The sequence below is a fragment of the Streptomyces sp. NPDC127117 genome, assembly GCF_042677325.1.
Taxonomy (GTDB): domain Bacteria; phylum Actinomycetota; class Actinomycetes; order Streptomycetales; family Streptomycetaceae; genus Streptomyces.
In genome coordinates, this window is the sequence record NZ_JBHXTM010000010.1 from 169,893 (window position 1) to 187,479 (window position 17,587).

The window sequence follows — 17,587 nt, forward strand, 5'->3', positions numbered from 1 at the left end:
ACCATGGCCCCAGCTGCCATGCGTACTGCTGCACAATCGCTCTCCGACGCGAAGCCCGTCGCGTTCTGGCTGGACGACCCCGGCAAGCCCGCCGCACTGCCCGCGCTCACCGGTGACGAGCACTGCGATCTGCTGGTCGTCGGTGGCGGCTACAGCGGACTGTGGACCGCGCTGATCGCCAAGGAGCGCGAACCGGAACGGGACGTCGTACTGATCGAGGGGCACGAGGTGGGCTGGGCCGCCTCGGGCCGCAACGGCGGATTCTGTGCCGCCTCCCTCACCCATGGCCTGCCCAACGGGCTGGAGCGCTGGCCGGACGAGATCCGGAAGCTGGAGGAGCTCGGCGAGCGCAACCTCGACGCCATCGAGGCCGCCGTCGCCCGCTACGCCATCGACTGCGAATTCGAGCGCACCGGCGAGATCGATGTCGCCACCGAGCCCCATCAGCTCGAAGAGCTGCGCGAATGGCACCAGGAGGCCCAGCGGCTCGGCTTCACCGGGCTGGAGTTCCTGGACCGGGACGCGCTGCGCGCCGAGGTCGACTCACCGACCTTCCTGGGCGGCCTGTGGGACCGGCGCGGGGTCGCCATGCTGCACCCCGCCAAGCTGGCCTGGGGCCTGAAGCGGGCCTGCGTCGAGCTGGGCGTGCGGGTGTACGAGCACACCCGGGGCCTCGAACTGGCCAGGACCACCACGGGAATGGCGGTCCGCACCCCGTACGGAAGGGTCTTCGCGCGCCGGGTGGCACTCGGTACGAACATCTTCCCGTCGCTGGTCAAGAGGGTGCGCCCGTACACCGTGCCGGTCTACGACTACGCGCTGATGACCGAGCCGCTCACCGCGGAGCAGCTCGCCTCCATCGGCTGGAAGAACCGGCAGGGACTGGGCGACAGCGCCAATCAGTTCCACTATTTCCGGCTGTCGGCGGACAACCGGATCCTGTGGGGCGGATATGACGCGATCTATCCGTACGGCGGTCGGCTGAGCGCCGATCTCGATCAGCGTCCGGAGACCTTCCTCAAACTCGCGGGCCAGTTCTTCGACTGTTTCCCGCAATTGGCAGGGGTGCGTTTCAGCCATGCCTGGGGCGGGGCGATCGACACCTGTTCGCGCTTTTCCGCGTTCTTCGGCACGGCCCATCAGGGGCGGGTCGCCTATGCCGCCGGATTCACCGGGCTCGGCGTCGGTGCAACGCGTTTCGGGGCCGAGGTGATGCTCGATCTGCTGGCGGGCGAGCAGAACGAACGGACCGCGCTGGAAATGGTCCGCAGCAAGCCGATGCCGTTCCCGCCGGAGCCCTTTGCCTGGGCCGGGATCGAGCTGACCAAGCGGTCCCTGGCCAGGGCGGACGACAACGGCGGCCGGCGCAATCTCTGGCTGCGGACGATGGACCGGCTGGGACTCGGTTTCGACAGCTGAGTCCGAACGGGCCGGTCACCCCCGAGGGTGACCGGCCCGTTCATCGTGAATTCGGTGCCCGAACCCGCGTAATCGATCGGCGCCACCTCTCTCTCCCGTGTGAACGCACCGGCACCCAATGGCCGGTGCACACGGAATGGAGACAGGTCATGGCTGGCGCGGGGGTCAAGGCAGCGGTCGAATGGCTGGCATCGGTGGCGCCGGATCCGGACGAGTGCCGGAGGGAATGGGAGCGCAATCCCCGAGGGGTCGCGCTCCTTCCCGCCGGCCGGCGCTGGGACGTGCTGATTCTTCCGGGGGAGCTGGGATATCCCACCCTCGACGTACTGACCCGGCTCATCGACAGGCCGGGGCCCGTTCTCGGCGACTTCGGCGATGCCCGCCTGGGCTTCTTCGTGGCTCCGGGCACCGCCGCCCGATGGGTCGGCACCGGCGTACGGGGCGCGGGGCCGGGAACCTGGATCGTGGTGCCCCATCCGGGCCGGGCGGCCAAGGGCGGGGTGCGCTGGCTGATCCCGCCGGACGGCTCGGGAACGCTCACCGACGCGACACTCCTGGAGCTGGCGATGCACGAGGCGGTGGCCGCACAGGCCGAGAGCGGGGACTGACGGCGCACGGCCCGGCGGCCGGGCGGGCGGGCCGGGACTGGCAGAGGTCTTGACAACCCGATTGGTCTGGACCATGTTGTGGCGGCCGCACTCAATTCCCCCATGCACGGAGGCCGTTGTGGAACGCACAGGACCCCCCGCCCGCTTCACCGGAGTCGTGGCCGCCTTCGCGGCGGCCCTGCTCGCCGCCGGCGGTCTGACCGCTCTCGCACCGTCCGCCGCCGCTGCCGACACCGACCTGGCGCGCAACGGCGGCTTCGAGTCCGGCCTGGACGGCTGGAGCTGTACCGGCAACAGCGGATCAGCCGTCAGCACCCCGGCCCACAGCGGAACTTCGGCTCTGAAGGCCACCCCGGCCGGCGCCGACAACGCCAAGTGCTCCCAGCAGGTGGCGGTCCAGCCGGACTCCACCTACACGCTGAGCGCCTGGGTGCAGGGCTCCTACGTCTACCTCGGCGCGGAGGGCACCGGCACCACCGACGTGTCCGCCTGGACCCAGTCGTCGGCCGACTGGAAGCAGCTCACCACGACCTTCAGGACCGGCCCCTCCACCACCAAGGTCACCGTCTACACCCACGGCTGGTTCGGCACCCCCGCCTACTACGCCGACGACCTCACCCTCGTCGGTCCGGGCGGCGCCCCGGTGGAGCTCCCGGCCGCCCCCACCGGACTCAAGGCCGGCACGGTCACCGCCTCCTCCGTCGACCTCTCCTGGACCGGTTCCTCCGGGGCCACCGGCTACAACGTCTACCGGGGCGGCACCAAGGTCCTCTCGGTGACCGGGACCGCCGCCACCGTGTCCGGCCTGACCGCGTCGACCGCGTACAGCTTCCAGGTCGCAGCGACCAACTCCGCCGGGGAGTCCGCCAGGTCCGCCACCGTCTCGGCCACCACCAAGGCGGGCGGCGGCGGCAGCGAGGGAGGCGGCCTGCCCGCCCACGCGCTCGTCGGCTATCTGCACTCCAGCTTCGCCAACGGCTCCGGCTACACCCGGATGGCGGACGTGCCCGACTCCTGGGACGTCATCGACCTGGCCTTCGGCGAACCGACCTCGGTCACCTCCGGCGACATCCGCTTCTCGCTCTGCCCGGTCGCCGAATGCCCGAACGTCGAATCGCCCGCCGAGTTCAAGGCGGCCATCAAGGCCAAGCAGGCCGCGGGCAAGAAGGTGCTCATCTCCATCGGCGGCCAGAACGGCCAGGTCCAGCTCGCCACCACCGCAGCCCGGGACATGTTCGTCTCCTCGGTCGGCAAGATCATCGACGAGTACGGTCTGGACGGCCTCGACATCGACTTCGAGGGCCACTCGCTCTCGCTGAACACCGGGGACACCGACTTCCGCAACCCCACCACCCCGGTCGTCGTCAACCTGATCTCCGCGGTGAAGTCCCTCAAGGCCAAGTACGGCGACAAGTTCGTCCTGACCATGGCCACCGAGACCTTCTTCGTCCAGCTCGGCTACCAGTTCTACGGCTCGGGCCCCTGGGGCGGCCAGGACCCCCGGGCGGGCGCCTACCTCCCGGTCATCCACGCGCTGCGCGACGACCTGACCCTGCTGCACGTCCAGGACTACAACTCGGGCTCGATCATGGGCCTGGACAACCAGTACCACTCGATGGGCGGCGCCGACTTCCACATCGCCATGACCGACATGCTGCTCACCGGCTTCCCGGTGGCGGGCGACCAGGCCAAGGTCTTCCCGGCGCTCCGCCCCGACCAGGTCGCCATCGGCCTGCCGGCCTCCACCCAGGCGGGCAACGGCCACACCTCGCCCGCCGAGGTCACCAAGGCGCTGAACTGCTTGACGAAGAAGACCGACTGCGGCTCGTACACCACCCACGGGACGTGGCCCGCGCTGCGCGGGCTGATGACCTGGTCGATCAACTGGGACCGCTTCAACAACGGCGAGTTCTCCAAGAACTTCGACGCCTACTTCGGCGGCTGAGACCGCCCGCTTGGGCAGCCGAGACCCAGCGGCAGCAGCAGCACCGCCCCGCACAGGAACCAGCTGCCCAGCACATCCAGCGGCCAGTGATAGCCGCGCAGCACCAGACCGATGCCCGTCGCCGTGGTCAGCAGGACAGCGGCGACGGGCATCATCCACGACCACGACCGCCTCAGGTACGGCGTCACCAGCAGCGCCGCCGCCCCGTACGCCACCATGGCCGTCGCGGCATGGCCGGACGGGAAGTAGCCGGTGGCCTCCGTCAGCGGTCCCGGACGGGCGATCCACGCCTTGAGCGGAGCGACCAGCAGGGGCACCGCGCCCATGGCGAGCGCCGCGTACAGCGGGGCACGGCGCGCGCCGCGCAGCAAGGCCCACACGATCGCGCAGCCCAGTACCGGGAGCGCGATCTGCGTATTGCCGAGATCGGCGAGGAATTCGGCCGGCCCGGCGGGCCCGTGGCCGACGACGGCCCGGCCGGTCCGCTCGTCCAGTCCGCGCAGTGGACCGCCGGCCGCGACCTGCCAGGTCGTGAGCGCGAAGAGCACCAGGAGGGACACGGCCGACAGGGCCGTGAAAAGGAAATGAGCCGGCCGCCCGGGAACAGGGGGGGTGGTTCCGGGGCGGCCGGTCGGACCGGTTTGCCGCACGCCCCGGGGGGTCTGGGGCGAGCGGCCATCCGATCGGTGAGGAGTTCCGGAGCCGGAGGCTCCAGCGGTGTGCGCGAAGGCACGGCCAGGACGGCGCTGGGGAAGCTCCGGCCCGGCATCGCCCGCAGTCCCCTGCGGGCGGGGTGTTTCTCTCATCTGCAGAAACCGTACGGCAGTCGATGGGGGACCGACAGCGGGAAACAGATCCCGCCATCGGCCCCGCACACGTTCTTCACAGGCCCTCACGCGGGCCCCTCGTAACCCCTGCGAGAACGCGTTTCGAGGCCGCCGGGGTTCGCACAGGTCAGATCCGGCCGAAAGCCTGCTCGATTACGTCGAGCGCCTCGTTCAGCAGGTCCTCGCCGATCACCAGCGGCGGGAGGAAGCGCAGGACGTTGCCGTAGGTGCCGCAGGTGAGGACGAGCACGCCCTCCGCGTGGCAGGCCTTGGCGAGGGCCGCGGCGGCCTGCGGGTTCGGGTCCTTCGTACCGGACTTCACCAGCTCGATCGCGATCATCGCGCCGCGGCCGCGGATGTCACCGATGATGTCGCCGTTGTCGAGCTTCGACTGCATCTCGGCGAGGCGGCCCTTCATGACCTCCTCGATGCGCTTGGCCTTCCCGTTCAGGTCCAGCTCGCGCATCGTCTCGATGGCGCCGAGCGCACCCGCGCAGGCGACCGGGTTGCCGCCGTAGGTGCCGCCGAGGCCGCCGGAGTGGGCGGAGTCCATGATCTCGGCGCGGCCGGTCACGGCGGAGAGCGGCAGACCGCCCGCGATGCCCTTGGCGGTGGTGATCAGGTCCGGGACGATGCCCTCGTCCTCGCACGCGAACCACTGGCCGGTGCGGCAGAAGCCGGACTGGATCTCGTCGGCGACGAAGACGATGCCGTTGTCCTTGGCGAACTGGGCGATCGCCGGGAGGAAGCCCTTGGCCGGCTCGATGAAGCCGCCCTCACCGAGCACCGGCTCGATGATGATCGCGGCGACGTTCTCCGCGCCGATCTGCTTGTTGATCTGGTCGATGGCCTGGGCGGACGCCTCGGCACCGGCGTTCTCGGCACCGGTCGGCCAGCGGTAGCCGTACGCCACCGGCACCCGGTAGACCTCGGGCGCGAACGGGCCGAAGCCCTGCTTGTACGGCATGTTCTTGGCGGTCAGCGCCATCGTGAGGTTGGTGCGGCCGTGGTAGCCGTGGTCGAAGACGACGACCGCGGTGCGCTTGGTGTGGATGCGGGCGATCTTCACCGCGTTCTCGACGGCCTCGGCGCCCGAGTTGAACAGCGCGGACTTCTTGGCGTGGTCGCCCGGCGTCAGCTCGGCGAGCTGCTCGCAGACCTCGACGTACCCCTCGTACGGCGTGACCATGAAACAGGTGTGGGTGAAGTCGGCGAGCTGCGCGGACGCGCGGCGCACCACGGCCTCGGCGGAGGCGCCGACCGACGTCACGGCGATACCGGAGCCGAGGTCGATCAGACGGTTGCCGTCCACGTCCTCGATGATCCCGCCACCGGCGCGGGCGGTGAACACCGGCAGGGTGGAGCCCACACCTGCGGCAACCGTCTCCAGACGGCGGGCCTGCAGCTCCACCGACTTCGGGCCGGGAATGGCAGTGACGACGCGGCGCTCCTGCGGGATTTCGGTCATGAGGGGCTCCTGGGGGGATGTTTCGGACGCTTCCCGGCCAGGCTATGGGCGAGGCCGGGGGTACGGCATGTTCCGTTCGGGAGTGGTGTTCGCGCGCCGTTGTCCGCCACGGACATAGCGAGGGGACGGGGCAGCCGGGGGAGCCGCGCCGTCCGGTGGCGGTGCCCCGCCGAACTCGCCCTGCGTGCTGGGCGATGCGACGGGGCGGACATCGCCGGGAGGGGCACTAGATTGACCGGGGCAGACGGACGGACCCGGCCGGTCAGGGGGCAACGGTTCATGAAGAGCGACGACGCGCGCGGTGCGCGGGGCACGAGCGGCACCGAACGGGAGGGCGGCCGGCCCGATGTGCCCCGCAGCCCGGTTCCGCGCCCGGCCGGACCGCCCCCCGCCACCCCGCCGATGCCCATCGGCGCTCCCCGGAGCGGGCCGCCCGCCTCTCCGCCGGTGCCCGCCGGGCTCCCCGGGACCGGGCCGTCGACCGCGCAATGGCTGAACACTCTCCGCCCCGCCGCCGAGCCCGGCGTCTGGCGGTACGGACACGTGCCGCGCCCCGCCGAGCGGCCGCCGCGACCCTCCCTGCTCGGGCCGCTGATCGCCCTGGTGCTCTGGCTGGTGATCTGGGCGCTGCTGGCGGACTTCCGGATCCCGTACGTGAAGGTGCCCCTGGAGGCGGTCACACCGGGCAGCTGGTGGTTCTTCGACACCCTGCGGGCCGGGTCCGTCCCGGCCGCCGCGTACAGCATCGAGACGCTCTACAGCCAGCTGCTGGTGCTGATCGCGGGGCTGTGGGCCGCCCGCGTCGGACACTGGGCCGGGCTCTTCCATTACTGGGCGGGCCCCCGCCCGGAGCGTGCCCGGCTGACGCTCTCGGGCTTCGGGGCCCTGCTCGCGCTGTGGCTGGTCTGGAGCGGCAAGGTGCCACTGCTCGACGTCGTGCTGTACCTGATCCCGCAGAGCTGGCTGCAGGGCGGCGGCAACGAGTACCTGGCGGCCGCGGTCGCCTACGGGGCGTACGCGCTGGTCATCGCCGGGGTCGTGTGGCCGTTCGCCCGGATCGGGCAGTGGCGCACCGCCCTGCGGGAGCGCGCGGCCGGCCGGGCCGCCACGTCCCCGGGGGAGGAGCCGGCCCCGTCTCCCGCCACAGCCCCGGAGACCGGGACGGACGCGGCGAACTGGCCGCAGCTTCGCGCCGCAGGACGCGTGGAGGCGGCGGACGTGCTCACCGCCGCCGTCCGGGCCGGGCGCCTGAACGACGTGGACTGCGTGCGCCTGACCCATGCCTGGGAGCGGGCGCGGACCCGTCACGACGGCCCGGCGTCCTTCGACGAGGCGGTCGTGCGCCAGGGGGCCGACGCCTTCCTGCACCCGTCGGGCAGCCGGGACCTTCCGCTGCGGACCGCCCGGCACGATCTGCTGGCCGGCCAGGTCCGGATCGGTGACTGCGCGGACGACGAACGCAACCCGTACGCCCGCAGGGGTTCGGGCATGGCCCTGGACCCCGCCCTCCTCGGCACCTCCCTGCTGGCGGTCGGGCCGCCCGGCGCGGGCAAGACGGCGCGGCTGGTGCGGCCGGTCGTCGAGACGCTGGCCCTCCAGGCCCTGACCGGCAGGGCGGCGGTGCTCGCGGTGGGCGCCGCGGGGGCGGCCCTCGGCCCCGACGACGCGTACGACGTCGTGGTGAAGATCGGCGACCCCTCTTCCGTCCACGACTTCGATCTGTACGGGGGGTCGACCGACCCGGACGAGGCCGCCGCCACCCTCGCGGAAGGGCTCGCCGGGGACGTGCCCGGCCTGGACGGACGGCGCGCGGCCCTGGCCCTCGGGCAGCTGCTCGGCCCCTACCGGGCCGTCCACGGCTGCTTCCCGGCGGTGCCGGAGCTGCGGGAACTGCTCGCCGGGGACGAGTCCGCCGTCGGCGAGCTGCGACGCGCCCTGGCGGACGGCGGCCACTCGGCCATGCTCCGCGAGCTGGACGCCCGGACCCGGCAGACCGGCGGCGCGGGAGACCCCGCGGCGGTGCTGGCCGACCGCGTCGCACTCCTGGACCGGCCCGCGTTCGCCGGGTTCTTCGCCACCGGGGAGGAGGCCCGGCCCTTCTCGCTCCGCTCCCTGGGACAGCACCCGCTCAGGGTCCGGATCGACCTCCCGGAACGTGCCCACGCCGGGGCCTCCCGGGTGCTGGCCCGGCTCGTCCTCACACAGTTCAACGCGATCGCCGCGGCCCGCCCCGACCGGTCGGTCTTCACCTGCCTGGTGCTGGACGACGCGACGCACACGGTCACCGCCGAGACCGTCCAGGGACTGCGGCGGCTCCGGTCGGTGAACGCCGGTGCCGTACTGGCGCTGCGGACCCTCGACGACGTTCCCGAGGGGCTGCACTCGGCCCTGCTGGGCGCGGTGGGCTGCGGCATGATCCTCTCGGGCGCCACCACCTGGGACGGGAAGCGGTTCTCGGAGGCCTGGGGCAAGGAATGGGTCTCCGTCCGCGAGGTGGCCCAGCACGGCGTCTTCGCCGACCAGCCGTTCACCCGCGCCATGCACGCGCTGCGCAAGCTCGCCACCGGCAAGGCGGTCACCGTGGACGCGGTCACCGTGCGGCAGGTGGAGCGCGAACGCTGGTCCGCCTCCGCGCTGGCGTACGAGCTGCCCGCGGGCCACGCGGTGCTCTCCGTGACGACGGTCGACGGCGCGCACGTGCCCCCGCTGCTGGTGGACCTGAACCGCTGAGCGGCCCGGGGTGCGCCCCGCACCCCGGGCCGCTGGTCGCGGTCATGCCGGACCCTGCCGCTCTGGCAGAATTGGCAGGAGCCGTTCATACGGGACGGCGAAAATCGACTCCCCGAGGTCCAGCGGTCCCCATGCCCCTCACTCTCGCCTCGCTCGTCCAGCATTCGGCGCTCAAACTCACCGTGCGTGCGGGAGCGGACCGGCTCGACGCCCCCGTGCGCTGGGCGCACGCCAGCGAGCTGACCGACCCTGTTCCGTACATGGAGGGCGGCGAGTTCCTGCTCGTCACCGCCACCAACCTCGACGCCGAGAACCCCGAGGCGATGCGGCGCTACGTGCGGCGGCTGTCCGGGGCAGGGGTCGTCGGCCTGGGCTTCGCCGTCGGCGTCAACTACGACGAACTGCCGCAGGCACTGATCGACGCGGCCGAGGAAGCGGGGCTGCCGCTCCTCGAAGTGCCCCGCCGCACCCCCTTCATCGCCATCGCCAAGGCCGTCTCCTCGGCGATCGCCGAGGAACAGTACCGGGCCGTGACCGCCGGGTTCGAGGTGCAGCGGGAACTGACCAGGGCCGCCCTCGCGGGCGACGGACCCGGCGAACTCCTCACCCGGCTCGCCGCACACCTCGACGGCTGGGCCGCGCTGTACGACGCGGCCGGCCAGGTCGTCGCCGCCGCCCCCGAATGGGCCGCCCGCCGCGCCGCCCGGCTCACCCCCGACGTGGAACGGCTGCGGGACCGCCCGGCCCCCGCCAGCATCGTCGTCGGCGACACCGACGACCGGGTCGAACTCCAGTCCCTGGGCACCGGCCGCCTGGGCAGGGGAGCGCTGGCCGTCGGCACCGGAGCGGCGCTCGGCACCGCCGACCGGTACGCCGTGCACTCGGCCGTCGCCCTGCTGACCCTGATAACCGCCCGCTCCCGGTCCCTCCAGGGCGCCGAACAGCGCCTCGGCGCGGCGGTGCTGCGAATGCTGCTCGCCGGCCAGCCGGACCACGCCCGGGCCGTCGCCGGGGACCTGTACGGGGGGCTGCTCGACGCCCCGTTCCGGCTGCTCATCGCGGAGGGGACCGACCCGGCCGCCCCGGCGTCGCTCGGCGAGGCGATGGAGGCGGCGGCGCTGCGGACCGGCGAGACCCTGCTGACCGTTCCCGAGGGCGACCGGCTCGTCGTCCTGGCGGCGGACGGCGGCGCCGCGGTCGCCGCCTGCACGGCGTACGCGGAGGCCCAGGAGGCGCGGGTGCCCGCCGAAGGGGCCAAGCCGGAGGAGGACCAGGTGACCGTGGGCCTCTCCGCACCGGCCGGCCCGATCGCCGTCTCCGCCGCGTACAAGCAGGCCGAGCAGGCCCTGTCGGTGGCCCGCCGCCGGGGCAGGGCACTGGTCGAGCACGAGGAGCTGGCGGCCGGCTCGGTGCTCCCGCTGCTCGCCGACGACGCGGTACGGGCCTTCGCCGACGGAATGCTCCGCGCCCTGCACGAGCACGACGCCAAGGGCCGCGGCGACCTCGTCGCCTCGCTGCGCGCCTGGCTCGCCCACCACGGCCAGTGGGACGCGGCCGCCGCGGACCTGGGGGTGCACCGCCACACCCTGCGCTACCGGATGCGCCGGGTCGAGGAGATCCTGGGCCGTTCGCTGGACGACCCGGATGTCCGGATGGAGCTGTGGCTGGCGCTGAAGGCGACCAGCACCCCGTCGGCACCGGAGGCGTGACCTCGCACCGGAACCATGTGTTCCGGCCGCATCCGACAAACCGGAGCGTCCCCGCCGCGCACTGCTCCACCCCGGACAAACGCCAGGACGGCCGTGCGGCCCTACGGTGGGGGCAGGAAACCCCCACCGCTCCGAAGGGCCGGAACCTCCATGACCTCCACCCACGCCTTCTGGCTCGCCGGCCGCCAGGCCACCGGCGAGGACAGCTTCGACGTCACCAACCCCTGGGACGGCCGTCTCGTCGGCACCGTCAGCGTGCCGACCGACGCCCAGATCGAGGACGCCGTCGCGGCCGCGCACGCCGTGCGCGAGGAGTTCGCCGCGACCCCGGCCCACGTCCGGGCCGCCGCACTCGACCACGTCGTACGGCGTCTGGTGGAGCGCACCGAGGAGATCGCCCAGCTGATCTCCGCCGAGAACGGCAAGCCCATCAAGTGGGCCCGCGGCGAGGTCGGCCGCGCCGTCTCCGTGTTCCGGTTCGCCTCGGAGGAGGCCCGCCGCTTCAACGGCGGCGACGCCCAGCGCCTGGACACCGACGCCGGCGGCACCGGCCGGCTCGGCCTGACCCGCCGCTTCCCGCGCGGCACGGTCCTCGGCATCGCGCCGTTCAACTTCCCGCTGAACCTGAGCGCCCACAAGGTGGCCCCGGCCATCGCCGTCGGCGCGCCGATCATCCTGAAGCCCGCCCCGGCCACGCCGATCTCCTCGCTGATCCTCGGCGAGCTGCTGGCCGAGACCGACCTCCCGGCCGGTTCGTGGTCCGTGCTGACCGTCCCCAACGACCGCATGCCTGCCCTGGTCCAGGACGAGCGCCTGCCGGTCATCTCCTTCACCGGGTCCGGCCCGGTCGGCTACTCGATCCTGGAGTCGGTGCCCCGCAAGCACTGCACCCTGGAGCTCGGCGGCAACGGCGCGGCGGTCGTCCTCGGCGACTACGCCTCGGACCAGGACCTGGACTGGGCCGCGACCCGGATCGCGACCTTCTCCAACTACCAGGGCGGCCAGTCCTGCATCTCGGTGCAGCGCGTCATCGCGGACGCCTCGGTCTACGACCGGCTGCTCCCGAAGATCGTCGCGGCCGTCGAGGCCCAGGTCACCGGCGACCCGTCGGACGCCGCCACCGACGTCGGCCCGCTGGTCAGCGAGGACGCCGCCAAGCGCGTCGAGTCCTGGGTCGACGAGGCCGTCGGGGCCGGTGCCCAGCTGCTCACCGGCGGCAAGCGCGACGGCGCCACCTACGCGCCGACCGTGCTCGCCGAGCTCCCGGACAACGTCACCCTCTCCTGCGAGGAGGTCTTCGGACCGGTGCTGTCCGTGCAGAAGGTGGACGGCGAGGCCGAGGCGTTCGAGGCCGTCAACTCCTCCAAGTACGGCCTGCAGGCAGGCGTGTTCACGCACGACCTGCAGACCGCCTTCCGCGCCCACCGCGCCCTTGAGGTCGGCGGCGTGATCATCGGTGACGTCCCCTCCTACCGCGCGGACCAGATGCCGTACGGCGGCGCCAAGGAGTCCGGCGTCGGCCGCGAGGGCGTCCGCTACGCCATGGACGACTACACCTACGAGCGCGTGCTGGTCCTCACCGGCCTCGCCCTGTAGTCCGCGAACCGGATCGAGACCGATCCACCGACGTCGCCTGTGTTCCGCCTGGACAGCACGACAGCAGGCGACAGCGGGATGGCCTGAACCCACTGTGCGGGGGTTCAGGCCATCTCCATGTTTCCGCCGAGTCCGCCACCGCGGGCCGGTCAGTGGAGTGGCCCCCGACCCGATCGGCGTCCGGGGGTTGGTGGGTGTGCCGGGAATCGGGTACATACGGACGAGTAGAGCCGGTTGGTACCGCTGGGCGCCCGTGCGGGCGCAGCCACGCGGACCGGCCGCGTCCGCCCACCCCTGAGCGGCGAGGTGAGCTCCTCATGTCCGCACCATCCGCACCGAAGAACACGCCCCGTGTCACCGAGCGCGAAGCGCGCCAAGTGGCCGAGGCCGCACGCGAACAGGACTGGCACAAGCCCAGCTTCGCCAAGGAACTCTTCCTCGGGCGCTTCCGGCTGGACCTGATCCATCCGCATCCGCTGCCGCCCGCCGACGACGTCCGGCGCGGCGAGGCGTTCCTCTCCCGGCTGCGCGAGTTCTGCGAGACGAGGATCGACGGCGCCCTGATCGAGCGCGAGGCGAGAATCCCCGACGAGGTGATCAGCGGCCTCAAGGAGCTCGGCGCGCTCGGGATGAAGATCGACCCGAAGTACGGCGGCCTCGGCCTCACCCAGGTCTACTACAACAAGGCCCTCGCCCTGGTCGGCTCCGTGAGCCCGGCCCTCGGCGCGCTCCTCTCCGCCCACCAGTCCATCGGTGTGCCCCAGCCGCTGAAGATCTTCGGCAGCCAGGAGCAGAAGGACACCTTCCTGCCCAGGCTGGCCCGTACCGACATCTCGGCGTTCCTCCTCACCGAACCGGACGTCGGCTCCGACCCGGCCCGGCTCGCCACCTCGGCCGTCCCGGACGGGCCGGACTACATCCTCGACGGGGTGAAGCTCTGGACGACCAACGGTGTCGTCGCCGACCTGCTCGTCGTGATGGCCCGGGTACCGAAGTCGGAAGGCCACAAGGGCGGCATCACGGCCTTCGTCGTCGAGGCGGACTCCCCGGGCATCACCGTCGAGAACCGCAACGCCTTCATGGGCCTGCGCGGCCTGGAGAACGGCGTCACCCGCTTCCACCGGGTCAAGGTCCCGGCCGCCAACCGCATCGGCCCCGAGGGCGCCGGCCTCAAGATCGCCCTCACCACGCTCAACACGGGACGGCTCTCGCTGCCCGCCATGTGCGTCGGCGCCGGGAAGTGGTGCCTGAAGATCGCCCGTGAATGGTCCGGTGTCCGTGAGCAGTGGGGCAGGCCGGTCGCCCGGCACGAGGCCGTCGGGGCCAAGATCTCCTTCATCGCCGCGACCACCTTCGCCCTGGAAGCGGTGGTCGACCTCGCCTCCCAGATGGCGGACGAGAACCGCAACGACATCCGCATCGAAGCGGCCCTGGCCAAGCTGTACGGCTCCGAGATGGGCTGTCTGATGGCCGACGAACTCGTCCAGATCCGGGGCGGACGCGGCTTCGAGACCGCCGACTCCCTCGCCGCCCGAGGCGAGCGGGCCGTACCCGCCGAACAGCTCCTGCGCGACCTGCGGATCAACCGGATCTTCGAGGGCTCCACCGAGATCATGCACCTGCTGATCGCCCGCGAGGCCGTCGACGCCCATCTGAAGGTCGCCGGGGACATCATCGACCCCGAAAAACCCCTCTCCGCCAAGGCGAAGGCAGGCGCGAACGCGGCCGGGTTCTACGCCCGCTGGCTGCCCAGACTCGTCGCGGGACCGGGACAACTGCCGCGCACGTACAGGGAGTTCAACCCGCCCGGCCATCCCGACCTGTCCGCCCACCTGCGCTACGTGGAACGCGCCTCGCGCAGACTGGCCCGCTCCACCTTCTACGCCATGTCGCGCTGGCAGGGCCGGATGGAGACCAAACAGGGCTTCCTCGGCCGGATCGTCGACATCGGCGCCGAACTCTTCGCGATGAGCGCCGCCTGCGTCCGCGCCGAACTGCTGCGCTCCTCGGACGACCACGGACGCGAGGCCTACCGGCTCGCCGACGTGTTCTGCCACCAGTCCCGGGTCCGCGTCGAGGAACTCTTCACCCGCCTGTGGTCCAACACCGACGACCTGGACCGGCGCCTGGTCGACGGCGTCCTGTCCGGCGCGTACACCTGGCTGGAAGAAGGCGTCATCGACCCGAGCGGCGAAGGCCCCTGGATCGCCGACGCCACCCCGGGTCCGTCCACCAGGGAGAACGTCCACCGGACCGTCCGCTGAACCACCCGCCGCCGGTCGGGGCACGTCCATCCGCCGACGTGCCCCGTGCGGCCGGAATGCCCCGGTGTACGGGACGCACTGTCCACACACACAGACGATGCGGCAACAATGGGGGGCATGAGCGACAGCCCTGCCCCCCTCGCCGACCCGCACCTCGTCTTCGACGCCGCGGAAGGCCGCCGGGATCTCGTCATCCTCGGCTCGACCGGATCCATCGGCACCCAGGCCATCGACCTGGTGCTGCGCAACCCCGACCTCTTCCGGGTCACCGGGCTCTCCGCCGCGGGCGGACGGGTCGCCCTCCTCGCCGAGCAGGCGCGTCAACTGCGGGTGCGTACCGTCGCCGTCGCCGCACCGGACGCCGTACCGGCCCTCCGCGAGGCGCTGCGGGAGCAGTACGGGACGGGCGAGCCGCTCCCCGAGATCCTGGCAGGGCCCGACGCGGCCACGCAGCTGGCGGCGAGCGACTGCCACACCGTGCTCAACGGAATCACCGGCTCGATCGGACTCGCCCCCACCCTCGCCGCGCTCGAAGCGGGCCGCACGCTTGCCCTGGCCAACAAGGAGTCGCTGATCGTCGGCGGCCCGCTGGTCAAGGCGCTGGCGAAGCCCGGCCAGATCATCCCGGTCGACTCCGAGCACGCCGCGCTCTTCCAGGCACTGGGCGCCGGCACCCGCGCCGACGTACGCAAGCTCGTCGTCACCGCCTCCGGCGGCCCCTTCCGCGGGCGGACCAGGAGCGAACTGGCGGGCGTCACGCGCGAGCAGGCCCTCGCCCACCCGACCTGGGCCATGGGCCCGGTCATCACGATCAACTCCGCCACCCTGGTCAACAAGGGACTGGAGGTCATCGAGGCGCATCTCCTCTACGACATCCCGTTCGGCCGGATCGAGGTCGTGGTCCACCCCCAGTCGTACGTCCACTCCATGGTGGAGTTCACCGACGGCTCCACCCTCGCCCAGGCCACGCCCCCGGACATGTGCGGCCCGATCGCCATCGGCCTCGGCTGGCCCCGGCGCGTACCGGACGCCGCGCCCGCCTTCGACTGGTCGAAGGCGTCCACCTGGGAGTTCTTCCCGCTCGACGAGGAGGCCTTCCCGTCCGTGGGTCTGGCCAGGCACGTCGGTACCCTCGGCGCCACCGCACCGGCCGTCTTCAACGCCGCCAACGAGGAGTGTGTCGACGCATTCCTCGCAGGACGGCTGCCGTTCAACGGAATCATGGATACGGTCACGGCGGTGGTGGCCGAACACGGCACCCCCGCCACGGGAACTTCGCTCACGGTCGCAGACGTCCTGGAAGCGGAGACCTGGGCACGCGCCCGGGCCCGTGAACTCTCGGCGAAAGCGACAGCGGAGGCGCGCGCATGAGTATTACGACGGTCCTGCTGACGATTCTGGGCATCGTCGTCTTCGCCATCGGTCTGCTGTTCTCGATCGCCTGGCACGAGCTGGGGCACCTGTCGACCGCGAAGCTCTTCGGCATTCGCGTCCCCCAGTACATGGTCGGCTTCGGGCCGACGGTCTGGTCCCGGAAGAAGGGCGACACCGAGTACGGGATCAAGGCCATCCCGGCCGGCGGCTACATCCGCATGATCGGCATGTTCCCGCCCGGCCCGGACGGGCGCCTGGAGGCGCGGTCCACCTCGCCCTGGCGCGGCATGATCGAGGACGCCAGGTCCGCCGCCTTCGAGGAGCTCGAACCGGGCGACGAGAAGCGCCTCTTCTACACGCGCAAGCCCTGGAAGCGCGTCATCGTGATGTTCGCCGGACCGTTCATGAACCTGGTCCTCGCCGTCGCGATCTTCCTGGGCGTGGCGATGACCTTCGGCTTCCAGACCCAGACCACCGAGGTGGCCGGCGTCCAGAAGTGCGTGATCGACCAGAGCGAGAACCGCGACAAGTGCAAGAAGTCCGACCCCGTCTCGCCCGCACTGGCGGCGGGACTCAAGAAGGGCGACACGATCGTCGCCTTCGACGGCCAGAAGGTCGACGACTGGGCCACGCTCTCCGACAGGATCCGCGACACCACAGGCCCCGCCACCATCACGGTCCGGCGCGACGGCCAGGAGAAGACCCTGCACGCGGTGCTGGAGAAGAACCTGGTCGCGAAGAAGGACTCCAAGGGCGAGGTGATCGCAGGCGAGTACGTCGAGGCCGGCTATCTCGGCTTCGCTGCGCAGACCGAGATCGTCCCGCTCTCCTTCGGTGACTCGGTCGTCCGCATGGGAGACATGATCGAGAACGGAGTCGACTCGATCATCGCCCTCCCGTCCAAGATCCCGGGCCTGTGGGACGCGGCCTTCGGTGACGGCGAACGGGCGGCGGACTCCCCGGTCGGTGTGGTCGGCGCGGCCAGGATCGGCGGCGAGGTGATGACGCTGGACGTACCGGCGCAGAACCAGATCGCGATGATGCTGTTCCTGCTGGCCGGCTTCAACCTGTCGCTGTTCCTCTTCAACATGCTCCCGCTGCTGCCGCTCGACGGCGGGCACATCGCCGGAGCGCTCTGGGAGGCCCTGCGCCGCAATCTGGCCCGGGTCTTCCGGCGCCCCGACCCGGGCCCGTTCGACGTGGCCAAGCTGATGCCGGTCGCCTATGTCGTCGCCGGAGTCTTCATCTGCTTCACGCTGCTGGTGCTCGTCGCCGACATCGTGAATCCGGTCAAGATCTCCTGACCCACCGAGCACCTCGTGCACCACGAGTGACGGCCCGGCACACAGTGTGTGTCCGGGCCGTCGCCGTACGCGGCACTCCCGTACGCGGTGTGCTCCGGGCCGCCTCCGGTGCCGTAACCTCGAAGGCCGGAGCCCGCCGATCTCGGGACCTTGATCCACACCTTGGGGATGCTCAGCGCATGACTGCGATTTCTCTCGGAATTCCGTCCGTTCCGACCAAGCTCGCCGACCGTAGGGTCAGCCGCAAGATCCAGGTCGGGTCGGTTGCGGTGGGCGGGGACGCGCCGGTGTCGGTGCAGTCGATGACCACGACGCGTACGTCGGACATCGGTGCGACGTTGCA

12 protein-coding genes are annotated in these 17,587 nt (G+C 71.7%); 10 read left to right on the top strand and 2 right to left on the bottom strand.

The features are described from left to right. Positions 1-3: 3 nt before the first annotated feature. From ACFVH0_RS12225 to ACFVH0_RS12235, 3 genes are all read left to right on the top strand, one after another. Complete coding sequence (locus ACFVH0_RS12225) at positions 4-1,419, top strand: NAD(P)/FAD-dependent oxidoreductase (RefSeq protein WP_385819467.1); 1,416 nt, start codon at positions 4-6, stop codon at positions 1,417-1,419. A gap of 149 nt (positions 1,420-1,568) precedes the next feature. Further along, complete coding sequence (locus ACFVH0_RS12230; protein WP_385819468.1) at positions 1,569-2,027, top strand: hypothetical protein; 459 nt, start codon at positions 1,569-1,571, stop codon at positions 2,025-2,027. A 118-nt stretch (positions 2,028-2,145) separates the two neighbouring features. Further along, positions 2,146-3,972, top strand: coding sequence for a chitinase (locus ACFVH0_RS12235; RefSeq protein WP_385819469.1), 1,827 nt, complete (start codon positions 2,146-2,148; stop codon positions 3,970-3,972). Here the strand turns inward: ACFVH0_RS12235 and ACFVH0_RS12240 are convergent. Together ACFVH0_RS12240 and gabT are read right to left on the bottom strand one after the other, a co-directional pair. Beyond that, positions 3,957-4,532, bottom strand: coding sequence for a phosphatase PAP2 family protein (locus ACFVH0_RS12240; protein WP_385819470.1), 576 nt, complete (start codon positions 4,530-4,532; stop codon positions 3,957-3,959). The genes ACFVH0_RS12235 and ACFVH0_RS12240 overlap by 16 nt on opposite strands. A 394-nt stretch (positions 4,533-4,926) precedes the next feature. Continuing rightward, a complete protein-coding gene (gene gabT / locus ACFVH0_RS12245) occupies positions 4,927-6,267 on the bottom strand; it encodes a 4-aminobutyrate--2-oxoglutarate transaminase (protein ID WP_385819471.1) in 1,341 nt (446 codons plus the stop codon). Between the two features lie 279 nt (positions 6,268-6,546). Here gabT and ACFVH0_RS12250 point away from each other — a divergent pair, with 279 nt between their 5' ends. The 7 genes from ACFVH0_RS12250 to ACFVH0_RS12280 form a co-directional block, all read left to right on the top strand. Further along, positions 6,547-8,997 carry an ATP/GTP-binding protein gene (locus ACFVH0_RS12250; RefSeq protein WP_385819472.1) on the top strand — a complete coding sequence of 817 codons (2,451 nt, stop codon included), beginning with the start codon at positions 6,547-6,549 and terminating at the stop codon, positions 8,995-8,997. Positions 8,998-9,128: 131 nt separating this feature from the next. Further along, positions 9,129-10,706 (top strand): PucR family transcriptional regulator, encoded by a 1,578-nt coding sequence (locus ACFVH0_RS12255; RefSeq protein WP_385819473.1) that lies wholly within the window; start codon positions 9,129-9,131, stop codon positions 10,704-10,706. Positions 10,707-10,856: 150 nt separating this feature from the next. Next, on the top strand, positions 10,857-12,302 hold the full coding sequence (locus tag ACFVH0_RS12260; RefSeq protein ID WP_385819474.1) for an aldehyde dehydrogenase family protein: 1,446 nt from the start codon (positions 10,857-10,859) through the stop codon (positions 12,300-12,302). Between the two features lie 317 nt (positions 12,303-12,619). After that, positions 12,620-14,566, top strand: coding sequence for an acyl-CoA dehydrogenase family protein (locus tag ACFVH0_RS12265; RefSeq protein ID WP_385819475.1), 1,947 nt, complete (start codon positions 12,620-12,622; stop codon positions 14,564-14,566). Between the two features lie 117 nt (positions 14,567-14,683). Beyond that, positions 14,684-15,937: a 1-deoxy-D-xylulose-5-phosphate reductoisomerase gene (gene dxr, locus ACFVH0_RS12270; RefSeq protein ID WP_385819476.1), complete on the top strand. Its 1,254-nt coding sequence runs from the start codon at positions 14,684-14,686 to the stop codon at positions 15,935-15,937. After that, complete coding sequence (locus ACFVH0_RS12275) at positions 15,934-17,244, top strand: M50 family metallopeptidase (protein WP_385819477.1); 1,311 nt, start codon at positions 15,934-15,936, stop codon at positions 17,242-17,244. The genes dxr and ACFVH0_RS12275 overlap by 4 nt, the downstream gene beginning before the upstream one ends. A 179-nt stretch (positions 17,245-17,423) precedes the next feature. Beyond that, positions 17,424-17,587, top strand: a 164-nt coding sequence (locus tag ACFVH0_RS12280) for a flavodoxin-dependent (E)-4-hydroxy-3-methylbut-2-enyl-diphosphate synthase (RefSeq protein ID WP_350985938.1), incomplete at its 3' end; no start/stop codon positions are given.

Coding starts and splice junctions, on each gene's coding strand:
- ACFVH0_RS12260 (WP_385819474.1), top strand. CDS start 10,857: ATGACCTCCACCCACGCCTTCTGGCTCGCCGGCCGCCAGGCCACCGGC.
- ACFVH0_RS12275 (WP_385819477.1), top strand. CDS start 15,934: ATGAGTATTACGACGGTCCTGCTGACGATTCTGGGCATCGTCGTCTTC.
- dxr (WP_385819476.1), top strand. CDS start 14,684: ATGAGCGACAGCCCTGCCCCCCTCGCCGACCCGCACCTCGTCTTCGAC.
- ACFVH0_RS12230 (WP_385819468.1), top strand. CDS start 1,569: ATGGCTGGCGCGGGGGTCAAGGCAGCGGTCGAATGGCTGGCATCGGTG.
- gabT (WP_385819471.1), bottom strand. CDS start 6,267: ATGACCGAAATCCCGCAGGAGCGCCGCGTCGTCACTGCCATTCCCGGC.
- ACFVH0_RS12255 (WP_385819473.1), top strand. CDS start 9,129: ATGCCCCTCACTCTCGCCTCGCTCGTCCAGCATTCGGCGCTCAAACTC.
- ACFVH0_RS12265 (WP_385819475.1), top strand. CDS start 12,620: ATGTCCGCACCATCCGCACCGAAGAACACGCCCCGTGTCACCGAGCGC.
- ACFVH0_RS12250 (WP_385819472.1), top strand. CDS start 6,547: ATGAAGAGCGACGACGCGCGCGGTGCGCGGGGCACGAGCGGCACCGAA.
- ACFVH0_RS12225 (WP_385819467.1), top strand. CDS start 4: ATGGCCCCAGCTGCCATGCGTACTGCTGCACAATCGCTCTCCGACGCG.